Here is a 22233-nt window from a genome sequence, read left to right on the forward strand (position 1 = left end):
CAAGGTACGCATTCAATCGATTTGCAGCGTTATCATAGAGCCCCGCACGAGGCGAGGCAAATGGCAGCATACACGCTTGCCGACAGCGGGCGGTGTGTGCCATCACCCATTATCGCAAATTCCGACTGGATATCCATGCCGAACATGCCAGCATTCCAAATTTTAGAAGGAAATTATGACAGTGGTATCGTGCTGCTGGCAGATCACGCCATGTCCGACGTGCCGGATGAATACGATGCCCTCGGCCTCGATCCCTCGGTTTTCGCGCGCCATGTCGCCTATGATATCGGGATTGCGGACCTGACGCGCCGCCTGTCCGAACAGCTCGGCTGTCCGGCGGTGATGTCGACATTCTCGCGGCTTCTGATCGATCCCAACCGCGGCGAGGACGATCCGACGCTGATCATGAAAATCTCCGATGGCGCGATCATTCCGGCAAACCACCCGCTTTCGCGCGAGGATCGCGCGCGGCGGATCGATCTTTTTCACCGTCCCTATCACAATGCCTGCGACGGTGTGATCGGGAAGGCGACTGCCGCTGCGGGCGGGCCGCCGCTGGTGCTTTCGCTTCATTCCTTCACCCCCCTCTGGAGGGGCGTGCCGCGGCCCTGGCATGCCGGTATTCTCTGGGATGGCGATTCGCGGGCGCCGAACGCGCTGATCGAAGCGCTTGCGAAGATCGATGGTATCATTGTTGGCGACAACGAACCCTATGACGGCGCATTGCGGGGGGATACGATGAACCGGCACTGCATGACCAAGGGCATTGCCCATGCGCTGGTGGAAGTGCGCCAGGATCTGATCTGCGATCCTGAGGGTGTGTCGCTCTGGGCGAAGCGCCTTGCTCCTATTTTCGCCGCTTTGAATGCCGATGAGACAATGCATGTCCGGCAGCATTTCCCCTCGCGGGTATGAACGAATGATGGAGAACAGCATGGATAGGCTTGGCGAAGAGCAGAAGCGCGATCTGGAGGCGGCTGCGTTCCGCAGGCTTGTCGCCCATCTCGATGCGCGCAGCGACGTTCAGAATATCGACCTGATGAACCTTGCGGGCTTCTGCCGCAACTGCCTTGCCAACTGGTATCGCGAGGCCGCTGCCGAGAACCATATCGAGATCAGCAAGGACGAGGCCCGGGAGATCATCTACGGCATGCCGTATGATGAGTGGAAGGCGCGCCATCAGGGCGAGGCGACGGCGGATCAGAAGGCCGTCTTCGAGAAGGCCAGGCCGCGCGATTAAGCGAACAACCGGGCATCCGCCAAAATCAGCCTTGACCTCACCCGTGGTTTTCGGCAGGCAGGGCCCAAGCATTTTTCAGTGACACGAAGGAGTTGAGCATGGCCGACGACGCACACGGCATTGCGCGCGATCAGTTGCGTTCGATCATCGAGCGGATCGAGCGTCTTGAAGAAGAAAAGAAGACGATCGCCGACGATATCAAGGACGTCTATGCCGAGGCCAAGGGCACCGGCTTCGATACCAAGGCGCTGCGCAAGATCATCGCACTGCGCAAGAAGGACGAGCAGGAGCGCATGGAAGAAGAGGCCGTGCTCGATACTTACATGATCGCGCTCGGCATGATCCGCGCGCCGGAAGACGAATAGCACCAAGCCTTTCCAACGCATCCTTTACTGCGGCATCGGCCGCCTCGATCCCCGGGGGCAGTTCCGGGGATCTGCCTATACAAGGCGCCATTTTACGGGGGCATTATATCCGCCGCCGGCCCGCCGCGTGAAGGCGACAAAGCTTCTCAAAAACCGTCGAACACAAGCTTGAGCCCGGCAAGGCCGGCCATGGCGTACATCAGCGGGTAGAACACATCCATCCGCATGCGCTTGATGATCATTGCGCCCAGAATGGTGGCGATCACCGCGAAGGGCAGCAGGCTTGCGGATGCCGCGAGATTGGGCGCCGCAAGCTCCCCCAGAAGATAATAGGGCGGCAGCTTGATGAAGTTCACGATCGCGAAGAACCGCACGCTGGTGCCGGTATAGGTGCGCGGGTCTAGCTTCAGGGGAAGGGCGTAGATCTGAAAGGGCGGGCCGCCGGAGTGCGAGATGAAGCTGGTGTAACCCGAAATCGTGCCCCAGAAGGTTGCCGCGACGGGGCGCTGTGGCGCAGGCGGCTTTTCGATCTTCTCGCCCGGCTTGAAACGGTCATAGAAATATTTTCCGGCAAACACCACGGTTGCAAGCCCGACCAGCATGCGGGTAAGCGCAAAGGGTACGGTTGAAAAGGTGATCCAGCCGAGCGCCGTGCCGATCAGCGCGCCAGGCAGGAGCACGGCGAGCGTCGGCAAGTGATTGTGCTGGCGCCAGGTCCAGAGCGCCACGATATCCATCATGATCAGGATCGGGAGCATGATCGCCGCGGCTGTGGCAGGCTCGACCACGAAGGTGAGAATCGGAACGCCGAGAAGCGAGAGCGCGCCGCCCATGCCGCCCTTGGCAAGGCCAACGAGAATAACGGCCGGGATGGCCGCCGCATAAAAGATCGGATCGGGAAGCATGAAAGCAAAGCACCTGTTGAAACTGAGCTTTAACGGATTTATCCCAAATTGGCGAGGCCCGGCTCCGGGCCTGAAAAGGATCGAATGACATGACTGATGAACAGGATCGCTGCCGGCTGGTGCTGATCGTGCCGCAAATCGAAGACGTCGCCGAACAGGCCGAGCAACTGTCCCAGGCGTTGCGCGGCGGCGATGTCGCTTCGGTCATCATCCCGCAATACGGGGAGAATGTTGAAGATTTCCAGAAGCGCGCGGAAAAGCTCGTGCCGATCATCCAGGATCATGGCGCCGCAGCGCTCGTTGCGGGCGACACCCGGGTGGCGGGCCGTGCGAAGGCCGATGGCGTTCATGTGGACGCCGGCGAGCTTGCCGATGCCATGGAACGGTTTTCCCCGCGCATGATCGTGGGCGGCGGCGATTTCAAGGATCGCCATTCCGCACTCGATGCCGGTGAGGCGAACCCCGACTACGTGTTCTTCGGCAAGCTCGACGGCGATACCCATGGCGCGCCGCATCCGAAAAACCTCGATCTTGGCGAGTGGTGGGCGTCGATGATCGAGATTCCCTGTATCGTCATGGCCGGTACTGACCCTCAGGGTGTCGTCGATGCTGCGTTGACCTCTGCCGAGTTCGTGGCCGTCGGAAAGGCCGTTTTCGATGCGCCGTCCGGCCCTGCGGCCATGGTGGCCGAACTCAACGCACTGCTCGACGAAAAAGCGCCACGGTTGGATTATTAGAAGGGGCATGACCTTGCGTCCGCTCGTCACCGCCATCATTCTCCTGTCGCTTGCACCCGGCATCAGCCATGCCTCGGCGCTTGGGCGGTTTGCGACAGATCCGGAACTTGTGTCCGGCGACCGGTCGTCGCTGTTCGGCGGCGGACGGCTGTTGCCGCCGGGCATCGCGCCGGAACGGCCGGCGCCCTACCATCTCCAGCCTGCCGGTGCCAAGGTTGGCGATCTTCCCGATCCTCCGCCTGAACCTGCCTATGACGGGCCTGTCGATCTGGCCTATGGCGCCTACCAGCGCGGGCTTTACAACGCCGCCTACGAGGCTGCGCTCGCGCGTGCCGGTCGGGGTGATGCGCGCGCCGAAACGCTAGTCGGTGAGCTCGTCGAGCGGCGGTTGATTGCCGAGAGCAGGGCAGGGACGGCGCTTGAGTGGTATCGAATGGCGGCTGAAAGCGGGTTGCCCTTCGCGCTCAACCGCTATGGCATGGCGCTTCTGACCTCTGGAGAAGAGGCCGACCACGACAAGGGTGCTGATCTGATCCGCCAGGCGGCCGAGGCCGGCGATCCGCTCGCCGCCTTCAATTATGGAAGCCTGCTGATCGACGAAAACCCCGGCAAGGAAGGCCTTACCCGCGCCCTGCCATGGTTCGAGGCGTCCGCCGAAGCCGACATTGCCGACGCGCAATATGCGCTGTCGCAGCTCTATCCGGCTCTGGAAGACGTGCCTGAGGAAAAGAAGGCGCTTTCCGTTTTCTGGTTGAGGCGCGCGGCCGAAGGCGATCACGATACCGCCCAGCTCGATCTCGCCCTTGCCCTGATCAATGGCCAGGGCATGCCGCGCAACCTCGAAAAGGGCATTGACTGGCTGCGCCGCGCGGCACTCAACGGCAATGTCGCAGCCGCAAGCCGGCTTGCTTATCTCTATAGCAAGGGCATTGGCGTCGAGGCCGACCCCGAAACCGCGGCCACCTTTTATCTGAGCGCCCGCCGACTTGGCCTTGTCGAGCCCGACATGGAGGCCGTCCTCGACGGGCTGGATCCGGACATGCGCACTTCCGCAGTGCGGCGCTCGCGTGCGTTGGCGCAGCGCTACTGAAGCTCTTCCGTAGCGTGTGACTAACGCAGGCAATTTAACTATGCCTTGCGCCGGGGATTGTGTATTTTCCGCTCTGAGTGTTGCGACCGCAGAACGAGCTTGCGACAGCAATCGCCGGAGGATCTTGCTTGGGGCAGCTTAATATCGTCAGCGATCTGATCGCCAGCCTCGGGCTCGGCGCGCTAATCGTGCTCGGATACAACTTCATTCTACGCCGCATACACGCGGTCCGTTTTCGCGGACTTGCTAGCGCTATCGTGTTTTCTTGCGGCGCCATCGCCGCGATGGCCAATACGATCGAACCGCAGACCGGCTATGTGTTCGATGCCCGTGCAATTTTCCTGACCTTGGCTGCGCCTTTCGGCGGGCCGATCGCCGGGGTCATTACGATACTCTGCGTTGCCGCCGTAAGGATTGCGATCGGCGGAGAGGGTATGGTTTCCGGCGTCATCGGCATCGCGATCGCCGGCGGCGTCGGCATTCTCTTTTCGCTGTTCGGGCCGAAAAAGCTGAACTTTCGTTCGCTCGTGCTGCTGGGTGCGTTGTGTACGCTGCATCTTCTGTCCGTCATGGCCACCGGTTCGGAGCGTGCGCTTGAACTTTTCCGGATCATCGGCATGCCGCTTCTGGCGATCCAGTTCGTCGGCACGATCCTGCTGGGCGCAGCGCTGGAATCGACCCGGCGCGCCACCTTCTATCTCCAGGATGTGGAATTCATCGCCAGCAGGGATCCGTTGACGGGCCTCTTCAACCGCAGGGCGCTGGCCGGGCTCGAATACACGATCGATCGGGATACTTCCTCTGAAAAGAAGGAGGGCTGTGTGATCATGATCGACATCGACCGGTTCAAGGCGGTCAATGACCGCTTCGGTCACCGGCGCGGCGACGAAGTTCTGAAAAAAGTCGCGGCCACCGTTCTCAGCCGCATCCGCCGTTCCGATTTTGCAGTTCGTTATGGAGGCGAGGAGATCGCCGTCATCCTGTTGTCGACGGGATGCGCTGACGGGCGCAGGGTTGCCGAGCAGATCCGCATGTCGATCGAAAAGCTGGAATTTGCCTTTGAAGGCGAGGTCTTTTCCGTGACGGTCAGTGCGGGCGTCGCCGGTTATTCGGTTGGCGAAACGGGACTTTCCGCAGCGCTTGATTGCGCTGACAGGGCTCTCTACAAGGCCAAGAATGCCGGGCGGAACCGGACAGAGGTACTCTCTGTTCCCGCCAGAGCGGCTGATCGAAGCGGCGATCAGGCCATGTCCGGTGATGCCATTTAGCACTACAGGCCTTGAATTTCACCGCATTCTGTGATCATGAACCGCCGTGTCATAAAAGCACCATGCGCCGATTGAGGCGCGTGGCGTCAAGAACCAAGGAAATTGCCCGATGGCTCGTTCAGCTCTTCTCAACGTCATGGTGCAGGCAGCGCTCAAGGCCGGCCGCTCTTTGACGCGTGACTTCGGGGAGGTTCAGAACTTGCAGGTGTCGGTCAAGGGACCTTCCGATTTCGTGTCTCAGGCAGACATGAAGGCCGAGAAGATCGTTCATACCGAATTGATGCGCGCCCGCCCCACCTATGGATTCCTCGGTGAGGAAAGCGGCGAGGAAAAGGGCACGGACGGCCAGCACCGCTGGATCGTCGATCCGCTCGATGGCACCACAAACTTCCTGCATGGCATTCCGCAGTTCGCGGTATCGATCGCGCTTGAGCGCTCGGGCGAGATCGTTGCCGGCGTCGTCTACAATCCCGCGATCGATGAATTGTTCGTTGCGGAAAAGGGCGGCGGCGCGTTTTGCAACGACCGTCGCATCCGCGTTTCGGCGCGCCGCAAGCTCACCGATGCCGTCATCGGCTGCGGCGTTCCCCATCTCGGCCGCGGCCACCACGGCAAGTTCCTTGTCGAACTGCGCCATGTCATGGGCGAGGTTGCCGGCATTCGCCGTCTGGGCGCCGCCTCTCTCGATCTTGCCTATGTTGCATCGGGCCGGATGGACGGTTTCTGGGAAGAGGGTCTCAATTCCTGGGACATGGCCGCAGGCCTGATCCTGGTGCGCGAGGCAGGCGGTTTCGTGTCCGACATGAAGGGCGGCCAGCAGTGCCTGGAAACCGGAAGCGTCATCGCGGGGAACGAGATGATGCGCATCGCACTCTACGACCAGTTGCAGCGCCGCCTCGAAACGTGATGCTGCGCGGTTTTGCGCGCCGCACCCTTCAAATCGCCGCCGTTTTCGAATAGAGCTTTGCAGAGCCCGCTGCTGTTCGCCACCGTTTGACGTCTGTTCGAGCGGGGCCGCGCATGGCGGGACTGAAGGAAAAGCCGCTTTCGGGCAAGCCGGAGTCTGGCGTTAAGCGGAAGGATTTGGCGACTATGTCGGATTTCGAACTCGAGCATGATGACCACCGCGCACCGAAGCGCAAGGTCCACGCGTTGAAGATGTCGAGCCCGATGACCTTCGTCTGGACGATGGTCATCTTCCTGATCCTGATCGGGTTCTGCGTCGCGATCCTCTATCGCCAGGCCCATACCGCCTTCATGACCAATCCGGGCCTCAACGGCCTGATCCTTGGCGTCCTGCTGATCGGCATCCTGATGGTGTTCTCCCAGGTGCTGGCGCTGCGCCGCGAAGTCACGTGGCTCAACTCCTTCCGCGCGGCAGGCAGTGCCGATCGTATCGGCCAGGATCCGAAGCTGCTGGCGCCGATGCGCGCGCTGATCGGCAGCCGCCAGACCATGGCGCTTTCCACTACATCGCTCCGCTCGATCCTCGATTCGGTGGCGACGCGTCTTGACGAACAACGCGACACCTCGCGCTATCTTGTTGGGCTGCTGGTGTTTCTCGGCCTTCTCGGCACGTTCTGGGGCCTTCTCAACACCATCGGCTCGATCGGCGACATCATTCAGAACCTCGATCCGAATTCCGGCGATTCCTCCGATGTGCTCGATGCGCTGAAGGAAGGCCTTGCCGGCCCGCTTTCGGGCATGGGCACGGCATTCTCCTCCTCGCTTCTGGGTCTGTCCGGTTCGCTGGTGCTCGGCTTTCTCGATCTTCAGGCAGGCCGCGCCCAGAACCGTTTCTACATGGAGCTGGAGAACTGGTTGTCGTCGATGACCGATGTGACGTCCGACCTCGCGCCCGCCCTTGAGGGCGTTGCCGGCGGCTCGAGCGAGCAGATCGAAATCATCGTTGAAGAACTTCGGCGGATTGCTGAAAACGGCGCCGGCAACAGCTCCGTTCCGGCGATGGCACAGCTTGCCGAAGGCATTCAGGGCGTCGTCAAGAACATGCGCAACGAACAGCAGATGCTGCGCGACTGGATCGAGGCACAGCAGGAAGAAGCCCAGGAGCTGCGCCGCACCCTGCAGCGCCTGACAGACAAGCTCGGGGACCGCTGATCATGGCGCTTGCCCGCAACCGCCGATCCAATCGCACCGTCGATTACTGGCCGGGCTTTGTGGACGCGCTCGCCACGCTGCTGCTCGCGATCATGTTCCTGCTCACCGTGTTCGTGATCGGGCAGTTCATCCTCACGCGCGAGATTTCCGGCAAGGATGAGGTGCTGAACCGGCTCAACAGCCAGATCGCCGAACTCACGCAGCTGCTCGCGCTTGAAAAGGGCAATAATCAGGATGCTGACGACCTGATTGCCTCGCTGCAGGCCTCGCTCACTTCCGCCCAGGCGGAGCGGACGCGGCTTCAGGCGCTTCTCGATGCCGGAGCCGGTGCGAGCGACAGCGCCCAGGCGCAGATCGGCTCGCTATCGCAGGACCTCGAGGCCGAACGCCAGCTTTCTGCCCGCGCCCAGAACCAGATCGCGCTGTTGAACCAGCAGATCGCAGCGCTCCGCGCCCAGCTTGCCGCTGTCGAGGAGGCGCTCGACGTGTCCGAGGCGAAGGACGAGGCCTCCCAGGCCCGTATCGCCGATCTCGGTCGCAGGCTGAATGTGGCGCTTGCCCAGAAGGTTCAGGAGCTCAACCGCTATCGGTCGGACTTTTTCGGGCGGCTGCGCCAGATTCTCTCCGACCGCGAAAATATCCGCATTGTCGGCGACCGCTTCGTTTTCCAGTCTGAGGTCCTGTTCACCTCGGGGTCCGACGAGCTCAACGATGACGGCCGGGTGGAGCTTGGCAAGCTTGCGACCGCGCTTCTGGAGATCGTTCCGGAAATTCCGGACGACATCAACTGGGTGCTGCGCGTCGACGGCCACACCGATGATGTGCCGATCAGACCCGGCGGAAAGTTTGCAGACAACTGGGAGCTTTCCAGTGCCCGCGCCAATGCGGTGGTGCGCTACCTGATCTCGCAGGGCGTTCCGGCGAACCGTCTCGTTGCCGCAGGCTTTGCCGAATATCAGCCGATCGCAAGCGGCGAAGATGCCGAGGCCCGCGCCCAGAACCGCCGCATCGAGTTCAAGCTGACCGAGCGATAGCGCGGCGGTTCAGGCTGCTCCAGAAAAGCGAAAACCCGCAGTTCCGGCAGGAACTACGGGTTTTCATTTGAAAGGCTGTCGGGCTCAGGCCTTGTCGACGACCTTCTTTACGGTGTCCTTGGTCTTGCCTTTGGCCTGCTGGGCATGGCCCTTGGCTTCCTGTGCGGCGCCCTTGGCCTTGGTTTCCTTGTTGCCGGTGGCTTCGCCAACACTCTGGCGCGCCTTGCCGGCTACTTCGTTTGCCTTGCCCTTGATCTTGTCTGACGTGCTGCTCATGATGTGTTCCTCCGGAACATGATCGTTCCGCCGATAAAAACGGATATGGGCGCCACACGGTTCCCTGGCCTTGAACAAATCACATTTCTCCTCGGGTGAAGCGTGGTGCGGAAGCCTTGCCTTCCGGACGACGCTTTTCTATTCTCAAGCTTCCGCAAGGATGGCGAGGCGCGTGCGCCCTGCCGTCGCGCTTCTTCTGCGCTGTTCTTCCTGCCAAGCGGACGAGGGCTCCTCTAGGAAGCATTTGAAAACAGCTCTGACAGGAGAAGCCATGTCCTCCGGACACCAGCACAACCGACTTGTCGCGATCTTTCTGATGATCGGCGGCGTTATCGCCTTCACTCTGGTGGATACCTTTGCAAAAACGCTCACAGACCGCCACGCGCCGGTGGTGGTGATGTTCATGCAATACGGACTTTCTTGCCTGATGATGTTGCCGGTCGCCTTCAGCCAGGGGAAGGCAGGGTTCACGATCCGCGCGCCGCGGCTTCTTCTCCTGCGCGCGCTGATCGGCGTCGTCGTCAGCTTCCTGATCGTGACGTCGCTGTCGCTGCTGCCATTCACGGTTGCCGCCTCGTTGCTGCAGCTCGAGACCTTCTTCTTCATTCCGCTGGCGATCTTCATTCTGAAGGAAAGGGCCGACTGGCGGCGTTGGCTCGCCGTCGGCCTCGGCTTGTGCGGCGCTTTCCTGATTCTCCGGCCCGGCACGGAGGCATTCCAGCTTGCCGGTCTCGTGGCGATCGGCGGCGCGGTTGCGCTTGCGCTCAAGAATGTCGTGCTGAAGCAGGTGGCGATGAGCGAGGCGACCGTCCCGGCGTTGTTCTGGATGTATGCGCTGATGGCCGCGATCGCGGCTGTTCCGGCGGCATGGATGTGGCAGGGCATGAGCCTTGAGGATTTTGGCCTGTTCCTCATCTCTGCAGCGCTCGTCAATGTCAGCAATTACTGCATGCTGCGGGCGTTCTCGATGGCGGATGCGGTGGAGTTGACGCCAGCGCTCCATACCGCACTGCCGATGGCGGTGCTGATCGGCCTCGTGGTTTTCGGCGAGTGGCCCGCGCCGCTGGTATGGGCGGGGATCGCGCTGATCTTTCTGGCGACCTTCATGCCATCGGCGCCGCGCAGGAAAGCGTAGCCTAGCCTGCACGCCGTTCCGGCGTCGCATTGAACTGAAGGCGGGCGAGGCGGGCATAAAGGCCGTTCTTCTGCACCAGCGCCTCGTGACGGCCTTCCTCCACGATCCGGCCCTCATCCATGACCACGATCCGGTCGGCGGAGAGAACGGTCGCGAGCCGGTGGGCGATCACCAGCGTGGTGCGCCCCTCCATCAGCGTGCCGAGCGCCTGCTGCACCAGCGTCTCGCTTTCGGCATCGAGCGCGGAGGTCGCCTCGTCGAGCAGCAACACCGGCGCATCACGCAGGATCGCGCGTGCAATCGCGATCCGCTGTCGCTGGCCGCCGGAAAGGGTGATGCCGCGTTCGCCCGCCATGGTGTCGTAGCCAGCCTCGAGCTTCTCGATGAAGCTATCGGCCTGGGCGGCGATGGCGGCGGCGCGTACCTCGTCACGGGTCGCATCGGGACGGCCGAGGGCGATGTTGTCGTGGATGCTGGCGGCGAAGATCGCGAGATCCTGCGGGACGAGCGCAAAGCGTTCGCGCAGCGCTTCCGGGTCGACATCGCGCAGGTCGACGCCATCGAGTGTGATGGTCCCTTTGTCGGGGTCGTAGAAGCGCAGGAGCAGCGAAAACAGCGTGCTCTTGCCCGCACCCGAGGGGCCGACAACCGCAACGGTTTCTCCGGGAGCGACGGCAAGCGTGACGCCGGACAGCGCGCCGGCCTTCGCCCCGCCGCTTGGATAGCGGAAGGCGATGTCGTTCACCTGGATAGCGCCGTTTGCCGGGAAGGGCAGGGCAACCGGGTTTTCCGGCGGCGCGATCTGGCGCTGTTCGTGCAGCAACTCGCCCAGCCGTTCGGCAGCGCCTGCCGCCAGCGAAAGCTCGCCCCAGACTTCGGACAACTGGCCGAGCGCGCCGGCAGCGAGCACCGAATAGAGCAGGAACTGACCGAGCGTGCCACCGGACATGGTGCCGGCCAGCACCGACTGCGCGCCGAACCACAAAATGGCGGTGATCGAGCAGAAAACGAGGCTGATCGCGACGGCGGTGAGGCCCGCACGCGCCTTCAGCGTCTTTCGCACGGCGGCGAACGCGTTCTCCACCGCAGCGCCGTAGCGCCGGCCGGCCATGTCCTCGGCGGTGAAGGCCTGGAGCGTGCGGGTGGCGCCGATCGCTTCCCCGGCAAAGGCGGTTGCATCGGCGAGCTCGTCCTGCGCCATCCGCGAGCGGGAGCGGACATTGCGGCCAGCCGCAATCAGCGGCAGCACCACGATCGGGATTGCGGCGATCACCATCACCGAGAGCTTGGGCGAGGTGTAGACCATCATCGCCAGCGCGCCGAGGCCCATGATCATGTTGCGCAGCGCGATCGACGCTGTGGCGCCGAAGGCCGACTTGATCTGCACCGTATCGGCCGTCAGCCGCGAAACGATCTCGCCGGACTGGTTGACGTCGAAGAAGGCGGGCGAAAGCCGGATGACATTGTTGAAGACGTCGCGGCGAAGGTCCGTCACCACGCGCTCGCCGAGAATCATCACGAAGAAGTAGCGAAGCGCGCTCGAAATCCCGAGCGCAAGCGCCATCAGGCCGAGAACGATGAAGTAGTTGTTGATCAGCTGGGCATCCGAATCGGAAAATCCGTGGTCGATCACCCGGCGCACGGCGATCGGCAGGGCGAGCGTGACGAGGGAGGCGGTGAGCAGGAAGGTCAGTGCGCCTGCAACAAGCCCGCGATAGGCCTTGATGTAGGGAAACAGATTGGCAAGCGGGCTGAGCGCCCGCATTTGGCGGCTGCCTTCAGGCTCATTTCGGCTCAATGGAATTTCCTCGTTTGCGCGCACGCAGATTATGATTTCGGCGGCTCTTGTTATTCGCCTCACGTTCCTGTATAGCGACCGCAACCTTTCGACAGCCGTGGCCTTTTGAGGTCTCACGGCTTTGTTTATTCAATAGGCCCGGCCGGCGCAATGGCTGCCAGACCTGAAACGAGCTTGCAGGAACGAGAGTTATGAAGGCTGATATTCATCCCGATTATCACACGATCAAGGTCGTCATGACCGACGGCACCGAATACGAGACCCGCTCCACCTGGGGCAAGGAAGGCGATGTCCTGAACCTCGACATCGACCCGACCTCGCACCCGGCATGGACCGGCGGCTCGCAGCAGATGCTCGACCGCGGTGGCCGCGTGTCGAAGTTCAACAAGCGCTTCGGCGGTCTCGGCATCTGATTGCTGCCCGAGAAATTGTTTCGAAAGACCCGGTGCTTGCGCCGGGTTTTTTGTTGTCTGGCCGATGGGTGTGACGAAGGGCCGCAGCCTTTTCAACGCACAGCGACCCTCTATCACATCATTGTCTTGGTGGGCTTTTGCCGCATGAGTGGCGGCTTCCGGGTCGTAGCCCGGCGTCAAAGATATCTGACAGGGGCAGCGCTCTGCTTAACGGCGCGCGAAAGCCGTCTGCAACAGGTCGATCTGGGCGATCACCTGGTTTTCGGGCATCGCCGGCGTTTCGGCGGCCGCCCGCTTCATCAGGCTGTCATCAAGCTTGCGCACACGCGCTTCCAGACGCTCGGTCTGTACGGCGAGATCGCGGAAGCCGGGGGGCAGTTCGTTCCAGCCCTGGGGCAGGCGGTCCTCGCCATCGCCAAGGCGCAGCTTGCGGCGCTCCTGCACCACCTGATCGAGCGACATTTCGCCGGTGTTGAGCGAGCGCTGCAGCAGAAGCCAGGAGGCAAGCTGCATCAGTCGGGTCGTCAGCCGGATCGATTCCGTCGAATAGAGTGCAGACCCGAGCGGGCTCAGCATTTTCGATGCGGCGCGGCCCGGACCATCGAGATAGGCGGCCGTTGTTTCCACAAGCTTCATGCCTTCGGCATAAAGCGCGTAAAACTGCGGGGAGCTCGCCGCTCGTCCTGCAAAATCGATGGGTTTCGCACCGGAACTGGTCATCAACATACTCAAACTACACAGCCTGCATGATTGGCAGGTCTTGGACACTGCTCAAAACAATTATACCCGTAGCTGAAATCCGCAAGGCGTTTCTTAATAAAGGGTTAATACCCACCGCCAATGTGCCCCCGGGCAGAAAAAAAGAGCCGCGAAGGGGCGGCTCTGGAGTCAGAGGGTGATGATCGGAATAAAGACAGAGGTTCCGATACCGCATTGCGGCTATCCCCAATAAAACACCGGAAAGGTTAACAAACCGTTACCGGCGCCGGACCGGCTATTTCCGGAAGAAGCTTTCGGCCGCCTGCCGGTCGCTGCCCTTCTGCCGGATTGCGGTCTGGATCCGTTCGATCTCGGCTTCCAGTTCGCCGATAAAACCCTTCAGCGCCTCGATGGAATGGGGTTCCAGATCGGTGCCGATGATGTAGCTCTCCTTCTTGCGCGCGGCGCGACCGTCGTCATCCCACATTCTTCTGCTCCTCCTTTTCACCCTGGTTTTCGTCGTCCTGATAATCCCGGGTGGGCGTGCGCAGCGCAACCCCCTCACGGGTGGAGACCGGCGTACCGGCATCCGGCATCGCCATGAAGGCCTCGCGGTCTGCGAGCGGGACCGGCGCACGCAGGCGCGAACGCAGCAGCGCATAGGCGAGGATCAGGACATGGGCGGATGCGGTGATGATGAAGAGCGCGTAGGGGCCATAGGCAGACATGATCGGGCCGCCGAGCGTCGGGCCGATGATCGTGCCGATGCCGAACAGGAACAGCAGCCCGCTCGAAATCTTCACATAGTCTTCCGGCCGGGCGAAGTCGTTGGCATGAGACGCGGTGACGGGGTAGAGCACGTTGGCCGTTGCGCCGTAGATCACGACGAGACCGATCAGGATCTGCGCACCGGGCTTGAAGAGGAAGATCGAGAGGGCTGCAAGGGCAGCCGCACCGGCAAGGCCCATGATCACGTAGCGGCGATCGGTCATGTCCGAAATCTTGCCGAAGGGCACCTGGGCAATCGCGCCGGCCAGGATGGCGCCCGTCACCAGAAACGCGACTTCGGCATCCGGAAGCCCCGCACGGGTGGCGAACACGGCAACCAGCGTGCCGAAGGCGCCATTGGCAATGCCGGTCAGGAGAACGCCGATGCAGGCCACGGGCGAGTTCCGGTAAAGCAGCTTGATGTCGATCTTGACGGCCTGCAGGGGGCGGGGGGAGGCGGCATTGGAGATCGTTGTCGGCAACATGGCGATGCAGTAGAAAATCCCCGCGACCATGAACAGGATCGGCGTGTTCGGGTTGCCGAAGCCGACCACGAGCTGACCGCCCACGACACCAAATAGGGTGATGCCGGTGTAGAAGGTAAAGATCACGCCGCGGCTCGAATTGTCGACCCGCTCGTTGAGCCAGCTCTCGATGATCATCTGCGTGCCGGCCATGGCGAAGCCGGTGGCGGCTCTGAGCGCGATCCAGGCATATTCATCGACGAAGATGCCCGTCGTCAGTGCGACCATGCAGATGATCGCGATGAAGCCGGAAAAGGCGCGGACATGGCCAATCCGCATGATCAGCCGCGGCGCAAACATGCAACCGAGAACGAAGCCGGACGCCCATGACGTACCGATAAAGCCGAGCGCGGTGTCGCTGTAGCCCTCTGCTGCGCCGCGAAGCGGAAGGAGAAGGCCGTGCAGTCCGTTGCCCAGAAACAGGAAGAGCGTGCCAAGGAGCAACGCGAAAACCGGAAAGAGATTTCGTTTCATCAAATCGCCTGGTCATTCAAAATTGATTTGTCAGATAAGGTTGCAACGCAACATCACCGCACTTGTTCCGATCCGATTTTATCACTTGCGCTGCAAAATGCACCGAACAAATGTGCCCGCGGCGGGTGACGCAGCAGGGCTGCCATTGTAAGAGGGATGAGCCCGCCGAAACCGGCGGACAGGGAGAGACATGGCAAAGCTGATATCGCTGCTTCTGATTGCCGCCATGGCGGTGCAGATCATCAAACCGCTCGGGCTGCCCGGTCTGAAGAAGCGCATGGATTTCTGGAAGATCGCGGTTTTCGCGCTGGCCATGACCGCGCTTGTGGTGGCGATCCGACCGTCTTGAGGCGAAGGCAGTCACGCGCCCGCCAAAGGGTAGGCCGCAGAGGCCGTCTCAGACCAGCCGGAGACGCGCGGCTTGTTGGATGCATCGGCCTCGCCACCAGGGTCATGCTCGGACTTGATCCGAGCATCCAGGCGGATTAGGGCCTTGATCGACAAGACCCTTTGACATTCACCCGTCGTGTTTCCTGGATCCTCGGGTCGAGCCCGAGGATGACGCTGAATGCGAGGATGGACTGGGCACCGCTTTGAGGCAGGGCGCTAGGTCGGCCTTCACCATCATCCCTTTGCCCGAACCTAGTGCAGGATCTGGCTCAGGAACAGCTTGGTGCGCTCGTGCTGCGGATTGTCGAAGAACTCGGCCGGCGCGTTCTGCTCGACGATCTGGCCCTGGTCCATGAAGATCACGCGGTTGGCGACCTGGCGGGCAAAGCCCATTTCGTGGGTCACGCACAGCATGGTCATGCCTTCCTCGGCAAGGCCCACCATGGTGTCGAGCACTTCCTTGATCATTTCCGGGTCGAGCGCGGAGGTCGGCTCGTCGAACAGCATGATCTTTGGGCTCATGCAGAGCGAGCGGGCAATCGCCACGCGCTGCTGCTGGCCGCCCGACAGCTGCCCCGGATATTTGTTGGCCTGATCGGGAATTTTCACCCGCGTCAGGTAGTGCATCGCGATTTCTTCCGCTTCCTTCTTCGGCATCTTGCGCACCCAGATCGGCGCGAGCGTGCAGTTCTCCAGGATCGTCAGATGCGGGAACAGGTTGAAGTGCTGGAACACCATGCCGACTTCGCGGCGGATCTCGTCGATCTTCTTCAGGTCGTCGGTGAGCTCGATGTTGTCGACGACGATCTTGCCCTTCTGGTGTTCCTCCAGCCGGTTGATGCAGCGGATCATGGTCGACTTGCCGGAGCCTGACGGCCCGGCGATGACGATGCGCTCGCCCTTCATCACCTTGAGGTTGATGTCACGCAGCACGTGGAAGTCGCCATACCACTTGTTGACATTGATCATCTCGACCGCAACCTCGGTATCCGAGATGGTCATGTGAGGGGTTTCGACGGTGTCTACATTTGTCATGATTGCGCCCTTGATAAGCTAGCTTCTGTGTCCGGTGTCGAGATGGCGCTCCATGAAGCTGGAATAGCGCGACATGCCGAAGCAGAAGACCCAGAAGACGAGACCGGCAAAGATCAGACCGGTGATCGGGGTGACGGGCGAAGCCCAGGTGGAATCGGTGAAGTTGAACTTGATGATGCCGAGCAGGTCGAACATGCCGATGATCGAGACCAGGGACGTGTCCTTGAAGATCGAGATGAACTGGTTGACGATCGCCGGGATGACCAGCTTGATCGCCTGCGGCAGGATGATCAGCCGCATGGTCTGCCAGTAGCCGAGGCCGAGCGAGGCGGCCCCCTCGAACTGTCCCTTCGGCATCGCCTGAAGACCGCCGCGGATGACCTCGGCCATATAGGCGGAGATGAACAGCGACACGCCGACGATCGCGCGCAGGAACTTGTTGATGGTCATGCCTTCCGGCAGGAACAGCGGCAGCATCACGCTTGCCATGAACAGGATGGTGATCAGCGGAACGCCGCGCACCACCTCGATGAAGATGATCGAGAGCGTGCGCACCACCGGCAGCTTCGACCGGCGCCCGAGCGCCAGAAGAATGCCGAGCGGCAGCGATACGGCGATGGCGAAGTAGGACAGGATCAGCGTGACCATCAGCCCGCCCCAGTCCGACGTGTCGACAACCGGAAGGCCGAATACGCCGCCATAGATGATGAAGAAGCCGACGATGGGCAGGATGATGAACAGCGCCAGCGCGTTCCAGCCCTTGTGCGGCGCCTTCGGCATCAGCATCGGGATCAGAAGTGCGGTAAAGATCACCGCCACCAGAACCGGACGCCAGAGCCACGGATCGGGATAGCGGCCGAACAGGATCTGGTCCATTTTGTTGCCGATAAAAGCCCAGCACGCGCCGCTCCAGCCATCAGGGCGCACCCCGCCCTGGGCAATCGTGGCGCAGGTTGCGCGGTCGGTGCCGGTCCAGGCGGCATTGATCAGCAGCCACTCGACCATGGGCGGGATCGCCCACACGAGGAAGATGATGGCGAAGATCGAAAGCAGCGCATCTTTCGGCGTGGCGAAGAGATTGGCCTTCACCCACTGAAACGCCGTCCCTTCCTTCTTTGGCGCAGGTTTCTGCTCCTGCATTTCGGTGCGGACATAAGCGAGATCTTGCGCCATCTTATCTCTCCACCAGTGCCATCTTGGCGTTGAACCAGTTCATGAAGATCGATGTCAGGATCGACAGCGTCAGATAGATGATCATCCAGATCACCACGACTTCCACGGCCTGACCGGTCTGGTTGAGCACGGTCTTGCCGACGGCGACGATATCGGCGTAACCGATCGCAACCGCGAGCGAGGAGTTCTTGGTAAGGCTCAGATATTCCGAGGTCATCGGCGGAATGATGATGCGCATCGCTTGCGGAACCACCACGAGGCGCGTGACCTTGCGCGGATGAAGACCCAGCGCGTTGGCGGCTTCGGTCTGGCCCTTGGCAACGCCCAGAATGCCGCCGCGGATGATTTCCGCCATGAAGGCTGCGGTATAAAGCGACAGCGCCAGGTAGAGCGACATGAATTCCGGGCCGATCACGGTGCCGCCGGAGAGGTTGAACCGTCCCTTTTCAGGAATGTCCAGGGTGACGGGCATGCCCGAGACGAAATAGGCGATGAGCGGCAGAAGGATCAGGATCAGGATGCCGGTGCGCACCACCGGAAACTGCTGGCCGGTGGCCATCTGGCGCTTGCGGGCCCAGATGGAGAGGCCGATGACAGCGGCGATCGCTGCAAGCAGGGCCACGCCCATCAGCCAGGATCCGGGTCCGAAGACGGCCTTGGGGAAGGCGACACCGCGATTGTTCAGGTAGATGTCGAAGGGCAGCTCGAGCGAGTCGCGCGCCGATGGCAGCAGCGACAGGACGCCCGTGTAGAAGAAGAAGATGACCAGGAGCGGCGGAATGTTGCGGAAGATTTCGACATAGACCTGGCTCAGCTTGGCGACGAGCCAGTTCGAGGAGAGCCGTCCGACACCGACGAGGAAGCCGACAATGGTGGCCGTGATGATCCCTGCAACCGACACGAAGATCGTGTTGATAATGCCGACGACAAGCGCGCGGCCGTAGGTCATGTCGTTGTTATAGGCGATCGGCGTCTGGGCAATATCGAAGCCGGCGCGGCTGTCGAGGAAGCCGAAGCCGGAAGCGATGCCGGCGTTCTGAAGGTTGGTGGTGGTATTGTGGATCACCCACAAGACGAAAAGCACGACCAGAATGACCGTTACCGCCTGATAGACGATACCCCGGAAGGTCGGATTGTACAGAAGTGCGGCAGCCCGCGACTCCCCAAAGGAAGCGTTGCTTGTCGTGTCAGCCATGTGTTCCCCGGTTTACCCGAAAGGTTGATGCCCAGATGGGTTCTTATTTTATTTGGCGCACGGCGGATAACCGCCATGCGCCTGATTTTTCAAGTTCAGATGTCCGGCTTAGCGGATCGGCGGGCCGTACTGCAGGCCGCCATTGGTCCAAAGCGCGTTCAGGCCACGCTCGATCTTCAGCGGGCTGCCAGCGCCCACGTCCTTGTCGAAGATTTCGCCGTAATTGCCGACGTGCTTGATGACGTTGTACGCCCACTTCTCATCAAGGCCGAGGTCGGCGCCGAGCTTGCTGTCGGTTTCCGTGCCGAGCAGACGCTTGATGTTGGGGTTGTCCGAGGTCTCAGCCATCTCATCGACGTTTTCGGACGTGATGCCGAATTCTTCGGCGTTCAGCATGGCGTAGTGAACCCACGACACGATGTCGCCCCACTGGTCGTCGCCCTGGCGAACGGCCGGGCCGAGCGGCTCCTTGGAGATGATTTCCGGAAGAATGATATAGTTGTCCGGATCAGTCAGCGTCAGGCGGATCGCATAAAGGCCGGACTGGTCGGTGGTGTAAACGTCGCAACGGCCCTGGTTGAAGGCGTTGTTGACGTCTTCGAGCTGTTCGTAAACAACCGGGTTGTATTCCATGCCGTTGGCCGAGAAGTAGTCGGCAAGGTTCAGCTCGGTGGTGGTGCCGGACTGGACGCAGACGGCAGCGCCCGACAGTTCCTTGGCCGACGATACGCCGAGATCCTTCGGGACCATGAAGCCCTGGCCGTCATAATAGTTGACGGTGCGGAAATCGAGGCCGAGCGAAGTGTCGCGCGAAAGCGTCCAGGTTGTGTTGCGGCTCAGAACGTCGACTTCGCCGGACTGCAGCGCCGGGAATCGGTCGGTTGCGGTCAGCGCTACGAAGTTCACCTTGGAGGCATCGCCGAAGATCGCTGCAGCGATGGCGCGGCAATAATCGACGTCCAGACCGGACCAGTTCCCCTCATTGTCGGGCGCGGAAAAGCCCTGCAGACCCGTGCTCACGCCGCAGGTCAGAGTTCCCTTCGACTTGACGTCCTCAAGTGTCGTGGCCGATGCGCCCTGTGCGCCGAGGCCGAAGACTACTGCGCCGATCGCGGCTGACAGAATCGTCTTTTTCATTTTCCCAACCTTTGTTTATCGTTGAAATCTTAAGTTGCCGCCCGCCCAGTTCAGCAACAGGCAGAAGCGACCACTGCCCGCAGTCCCCTCGGGGCGGGCGCACTTATCTCAGTCGTTATTTTCCGTATGGTCAATACTCGGGTTTCAAAAATGGGCGGTTTTCGGGGAAAACGTCCACTTTAGTCTAATATTTAAGCAGTGGAATAAAATCTGGGCGCATGATTGCTGGCTAATAGGGCAGTCGAATCCGCTATTTGTTGGTCGCGTCGAGTATAGGCGGCAGGGGGATTTGCATCTTGACCGCCGATGCTCAACCTTCCAAAACAACGGGAGAATTTTGAAAAAGCCGCGAATGGACAACATGGCCCGAAAAAACCACGAAGCGCCGCAAAGCGGAGACAATACCACGCTCGCCCATTGCGGGCATGACCCGCATTCCTTCCACGGTTTCGTCAATCCGCCCGTGGTGCACGCATCGACCGTGCTGTTTCCCGATGCGAAGACGACGGTGGAAGGCTTCCAGAAATACACCTACGGCACCCACGGCACCCCAACCACCGATGCCGCAACGGCCGCTTTCACGATGCTGGAAAATGCGGCGGGCACGTTGCTCTATCCCTCGGGCCTAGCCTCGATCACAATGCCCTGGCTTGCATTCCTCCGGCCTGGCGATCATCTGCTGATCGTTGATTCCGTCTATGATCCCGCCCGCCGCTTCGCCGACAAGGTGCTTTCGGCGATGGGGATCGAGGTCGAGTATTACGATCCCGCGATCGGTGCCGAGATCGAGACCCGGTTCAAGCCCAACACCCGGCTCCTGCATACCGAATCGCCGGGTTCCAACACCTTCGAGATCCAGGATATCCGGATGCTGTCCGACATCGCCCACGCCCGGGGCGCGCTGGTTTCGATGGACAATACCTGGGCGACGCCGCTCTATTTCAAGCCGCTCGATTTCGGTGTCGATCTCTCGCTCGGGGCCGCCACGAAATATCCCTCCGGCCATTCCGATATCCTGATGGGCACGGCCTCGGCCAATGAACGATGCTACGAACAGCTCCTCGATCACTATACCTGGACCGGCATGTGCGCGGCGCCGGATGACAGCTACCAGATCCTGCGCGGTCTGCGCACCATGGGCGTTCGCCTTGCCCAGCACCAGAAGAGCGCACTTGCGATCGCATCCTGGCTGGAAGGTCAGCCGGGCGTTTCGCGCGTTCTCCATCCGGGTCTGCCGTCCTTTCCGGGGCATGATCTCTGGAAGCGCGACTTCAAGGGCGCAAGCGGGCTGTTTTCCATCGTGCTCTCCGCCAAGGAAGGCGATTTCCGCAAGCGTCAGCATGCATTTCTCGATGCGCTTGAACTGTTCGGGATCGGCTATTCCTGGGGCGGGTACGAGTCGCTCGCCGTGCCGGTCAACCTGTCCGGCCGCACCGTCAGCAAGGCACCGTCGGACGGTCCGCTGATCCGGCTTCAGATCGGCCTCGAAGATGTCGAGGATCTGATGGCCGACCTTGAGAAGGGGCTTGCGGCCGCCCGCGCTGCCTAGAGCGTTTGCACGTTTCATCGAATCAGGGAACTGGCCTGTCGATTCGTTTGGCGCGTTTATTCGGGCATCGGGTGATTCCGCCTGACGTTCAAAATGCTCTCGCCTTGCGCCTGTCGCGGTCAAGCATCTGACATGAAGAAGCCGGCGATCGTTCCCGATCGCCGGCTTTGCTGTTTCAACGCCGTTCCATCCGCGGACCACCGCCATGATAGTCAGGCATCGGCGGACGCTGATAGTCCGGACGCGGACCGCCATGGTAACCGGGCGGCGGGGGTCGGTAGCCCGGACGGTTGACCGGCGGGGGCCGGTATGCCGGCGGTGGCGGCCGATAGGCCGGCGGCGGCGGCGCACCCCAGGACGGACGATAACCGGGCGGCGCCCTCCAGCCGGGTGGCGGGCCACCCCAGCCGGGCGGGGCGCGCCAGCCGGGTGGCGGATAATAGGGGCGCACCGGCGGGTAGGGCGGATAGCGGCCCCAGGTATTGTACCAGGGATAGCTCCGGTAATAATTGTTCCAGTAGGACTGGGTGAAGGCCGTGATCGCAACGCCCGAGGCAAAGGCGATCGCAGGCGAGAGCGTCTGGCGCTGGTTCTGGTACACCACCTGCATGTACTGCGAAGCGAGCCAGCCGCGATAATTCGCATAGGAAACGTCGCACCAGCTGTAATCGGCAAGGCAGCCATTGTTCACAAGGCTCGCGCCCGCCGGAACCAGGGTGATGCTGGGATAGGATGTTGAAGGTCCGGCGCGCAGGTTGACGTTGGACGTGGCGAAGGCGGAATTGGCCGCATGCGCCTGAACCGACATCAACGCCGCCACCAGCGCAATGCCGGCGGATTTCAAAACGGCGCTTGCTCTCATGTTTGCTCCCCGAATGAGTGTTGAGGCCACAGCTAACGCAAAGGTAAT

Annotated in this window: 24 protein-coding genes; 13 read left to right on the forward strand and 11 right to left on the reverse strand. The window is 61.4% G+C overall.

The genetic code is table 11. From position 1 onward, the window contains the following. Nucleotides 1-135: 135 nt before the first annotated feature. The 3 genes from HPQ62_RS06825 (at nucleotide 136) to HPQ62_RS06835 (ending at nucleotide 1605) form a co-directional block, all read left to right on the forward strand. Nucleotides 136-915: an N-formylglutamate amidohydrolase gene (locus tag HPQ62_RS06825; RefSeq protein ID WP_174801954.1), complete on the forward strand. Its 780-nt coding sequence runs from the start codon at nucleotides 136-138 to the stop codon at nucleotides 913-915. Nucleotides 916-934: 19 nt separating this feature from the next. Further along, nucleotides 935-1240, forward strand: coding sequence for a DUF1244 domain-containing protein (locus HPQ62_RS06830; RefSeq protein WP_174801767.1), 306 nt, complete (start codon nucleotides 935-937; stop codon nucleotides 1238-1240). 98 nt (nucleotides 1241-1338) lie between these two features. Continuing rightward, complete coding sequence (locus HPQ62_RS06835) at nucleotides 1339-1605, forward strand: DUF2312 domain-containing protein (protein WP_024706522.1); 267 nt, start codon at nucleotides 1339-1341, stop codon at nucleotides 1603-1605. A gap of 146 nt (nucleotides 1606-1751) precedes the next feature. Here the strand turns inward: HPQ62_RS06835 and HPQ62_RS06840 are convergent, their stop codons facing one another. Further along, entirely contained in the window at nucleotides 1752-2510 is a 759-nt protein-coding gene (locus tag HPQ62_RS06840; protein ID WP_174801768.1) for a sulfite exporter TauE/SafE family protein, read from the reverse strand. 89 nt (nucleotides 2511-2599) lie between these two features. Here HPQ62_RS06840 and HPQ62_RS06845 point away from each other — a divergent pair, with 89 nt between their 5' ends. From HPQ62_RS06845 to HPQ62_RS06870, 6 genes are all read left to right on the forward strand, one after another. Then, on the forward strand, nucleotides 2600-3247 hold the full coding sequence (locus HPQ62_RS06845) for a thiamine phosphate synthase (RefSeq protein ID WP_174801769.1): 648 nt from the start codon (nucleotides 2600-2602) through the stop codon (nucleotides 3245-3247). 7 nt (nucleotides 3248-3254) lie between these two features. Further along, entirely contained in the window at nucleotides 3255-4337 is a 1083-nt protein-coding gene (locus HPQ62_RS06850; RefSeq protein ID WP_174801770.1) for a tetratricopeptide repeat protein, read from the forward strand. 128 nt (nucleotides 4338-4465) lie between these two features. Next, entirely contained in the window at nucleotides 4466-5605 is a 1140-nt protein-coding gene (locus HPQ62_RS06855; protein ID WP_174801771.1) for a GGDEF domain-containing protein, read from the forward strand. Between the two features lie 109 nt (nucleotides 5606-5714). Then, nucleotides 5715-6512, forward strand: coding sequence for an inositol monophosphatase family protein (locus HPQ62_RS06860; protein WP_174801772.1), 798 nt, complete (start codon nucleotides 5715-5717; stop codon nucleotides 6510-6512). A 185-nt stretch (nucleotides 6513-6697) separates the two neighbouring features. Beyond that, nucleotides 6698-7723 carry a MotA/TolQ/ExbB proton channel family protein gene (locus HPQ62_RS06865; RefSeq protein ID WP_174801773.1) on the forward strand — a complete coding sequence of 342 codons (1026 nt, stop codon included), beginning with the start codon at nucleotides 6698-6700 and terminating at the stop codon, nucleotides 7721-7723. A 2-nt stretch (nucleotides 7724-7725) separates the two neighbouring features. Beyond that, nucleotides 7726-8757, forward strand: coding sequence for a peptidoglycan -binding protein (locus HPQ62_RS06870; RefSeq protein ID WP_174801774.1), 1032 nt, complete (start codon nucleotides 7726-7728; stop codon nucleotides 8755-8757). Nucleotides 8758-8841: 84 nt separating this feature from the next. On the opposite strand, the gene HPQ62_RS06875 is transcribed toward HPQ62_RS06870, so the two are convergent. After that, nucleotides 8842-9033, reverse strand: a complete 192-nt coding sequence (locus tag HPQ62_RS06875) for a CsbD family protein (protein ID WP_174801775.1) — start codon at nucleotides 9031-9033, stop codon at nucleotides 8842-8844. A gap of 271 nt (nucleotides 9034-9304) precedes the next feature. Here HPQ62_RS06875 and HPQ62_RS06880 point away from each other — a divergent pair, with 271 nt between their 5' ends. After that, nucleotides 9305-10168: a DMT family transporter gene (locus tag HPQ62_RS06880; RefSeq protein WP_174801776.1), complete on the forward strand. Its 864-nt coding sequence runs from the start codon at nucleotides 9305-9307 to the stop codon at nucleotides 10166-10168. 1 nt (nucleotide 10169) lies between these two features. On the opposite strand, the gene HPQ62_RS06885 is transcribed toward HPQ62_RS06880, so the two are convergent. Then, nucleotides 10170-11933 carry an ABC transporter transmembrane domain-containing protein gene (locus HPQ62_RS06885; protein WP_174801955.1) on the reverse strand — a complete coding sequence of 588 codons (1764 nt, stop codon included), beginning with the start codon at nucleotides 11931-11933 and terminating at the stop codon, nucleotides 10170-10172. 224 nt (nucleotides 11934-12157) lie between these two features. On the opposite strand from HPQ62_RS06885, the gene rpmE reads away from it, so the two are divergent. After that, a complete protein-coding gene (gene rpmE / locus HPQ62_RS06890; RefSeq protein WP_174801777.1) occupies nucleotides 12158-12379 on the forward strand; it encodes a 50S ribosomal protein L31 in 222 nt (73 codons plus the stop codon). A gap of 207 nt (nucleotides 12380-12586) precedes the next feature. Here rpmE and rcdA read toward each other — a convergent pair whose 3' ends face one another. The 3 genes from rcdA to HPQ62_RS06905 all read right to left on the reverse strand — a co-directional run bounded on the left by rcdA (nucleotide 12587) and on the right by HPQ62_RS06905 (nucleotide 14844). Next, a complete protein-coding gene (gene rcdA / locus HPQ62_RS06895; RefSeq protein ID WP_174801778.1) occupies nucleotides 12587-13099 on the reverse strand; it encodes a protease adaptor protein RcdA in 513 nt (170 codons plus the stop codon). Between the two features lie 274 nt (nucleotides 13100-13373). Beyond that, entirely contained in the window at nucleotides 13374-13565 is a 192-nt protein-coding gene (locus HPQ62_RS06900; RefSeq protein ID WP_174801779.1) for a DUF1192 domain-containing protein, read from the reverse strand. Beyond that, on the reverse strand, nucleotides 13555-14844 hold the full coding sequence (locus HPQ62_RS06905; protein ID WP_174801780.1) for an MFS transporter: 1290 nt from the start codon (nucleotides 14842-14844) through the stop codon (nucleotides 13555-13557). Before HPQ62_RS06905 ends, HPQ62_RS06900 begins: the two co-directional genes overlap by 11 nt. Before the next feature lie 190 nt (nucleotides 14845-15034). Here HPQ62_RS06905 and HPQ62_RS06910 point away from each other — a divergent pair, with 190 nt between their 5' ends. Beyond that, a complete protein-coding gene (locus HPQ62_RS06910) occupies nucleotides 15035-15193 on the forward strand; it encodes a hypothetical protein (protein ID WP_174801781.1) in 159 nt (52 codons plus the stop codon). A 293-nt stretch (nucleotides 15194-15486) separates the two neighbouring features. Here the strand turns inward: HPQ62_RS06910 and HPQ62_RS06915 are convergent, their stop codons facing one another. The 4 genes from HPQ62_RS06915 to HPQ62_RS06930 all read right to left on the reverse strand — a co-directional run bounded on the left by HPQ62_RS06915 (nucleotide 15487) and on the right by HPQ62_RS06930 (nucleotide 19774). Then, nucleotides 15487-16269 (reverse strand): amino acid ABC transporter ATP-binding protein, encoded by a 783-nt coding sequence (locus HPQ62_RS06915; RefSeq protein WP_280516257.1) that lies wholly within the window; start codon nucleotides 16267-16269, stop codon nucleotides 15487-15489. An 18-nt stretch (nucleotides 16270-16287) separates the two neighbouring features. Further along, nucleotides 16288-17442: an amino acid ABC transporter permease gene (locus HPQ62_RS06920; protein ID WP_174801782.1), complete on the reverse strand. Its 1155-nt coding sequence runs from the start codon at nucleotides 17440-17442 to the stop codon at nucleotides 16288-16290. Nucleotide 17443: 1 nt separating this feature from the next. Further along, nucleotides 17444-18637 (reverse strand): amino acid ABC transporter permease, encoded by a 1194-nt coding sequence (locus HPQ62_RS06925; RefSeq protein ID WP_174801783.1) that lies wholly within the window; start codon nucleotides 18635-18637, stop codon nucleotides 17444-17446. Between the two features lie 108 nt (nucleotides 18638-18745). Beyond that, entirely contained in the window at nucleotides 18746-19774 is a 1029-nt protein-coding gene (locus HPQ62_RS06930; protein ID WP_174801784.1) for an amino acid ABC transporter substrate-binding protein, read from the reverse strand. Nucleotides 19775-20135: 361 nt separating this feature from the next. Here HPQ62_RS06930 and HPQ62_RS06935 point away from each other — a divergent pair, with 361 nt between their 5' ends. Further along, nucleotides 20136-21323: a cystathionine beta-lyase gene (locus tag HPQ62_RS06935; protein WP_174801785.1), complete on the forward strand. Its 1188-nt coding sequence runs from the start codon at nucleotides 20136-20138 to the stop codon at nucleotides 21321-21323. Nucleotides 21324-21498: 175 nt separating this feature from the next. Here the strand turns inward: HPQ62_RS06935 and HPQ62_RS06940 are convergent, their stop codons facing one another. Continuing rightward, the gene (locus HPQ62_RS06940; RefSeq protein ID WP_174801786.1) at nucleotides 21499-22185 is read right to left on the reverse strand and encodes an SH3 domain-containing protein; all 687 of its coding nucleotides are present in this window, start codon (nucleotides 22183-22185) and stop codon (nucleotides 21499-21501) included. Between the last annotated feature and the right edge of the window lie 48 nt (nucleotides 22186-22233).

Origin of the sequence: Martelella limonii (assembly GCF_013344475.1) — a bacterium.
Lineage (GTDB): Bacteria > Pseudomonadota > Alphaproteobacteria > Rhizobiales > Rhizobiaceae > Martelella > Martelella limonii.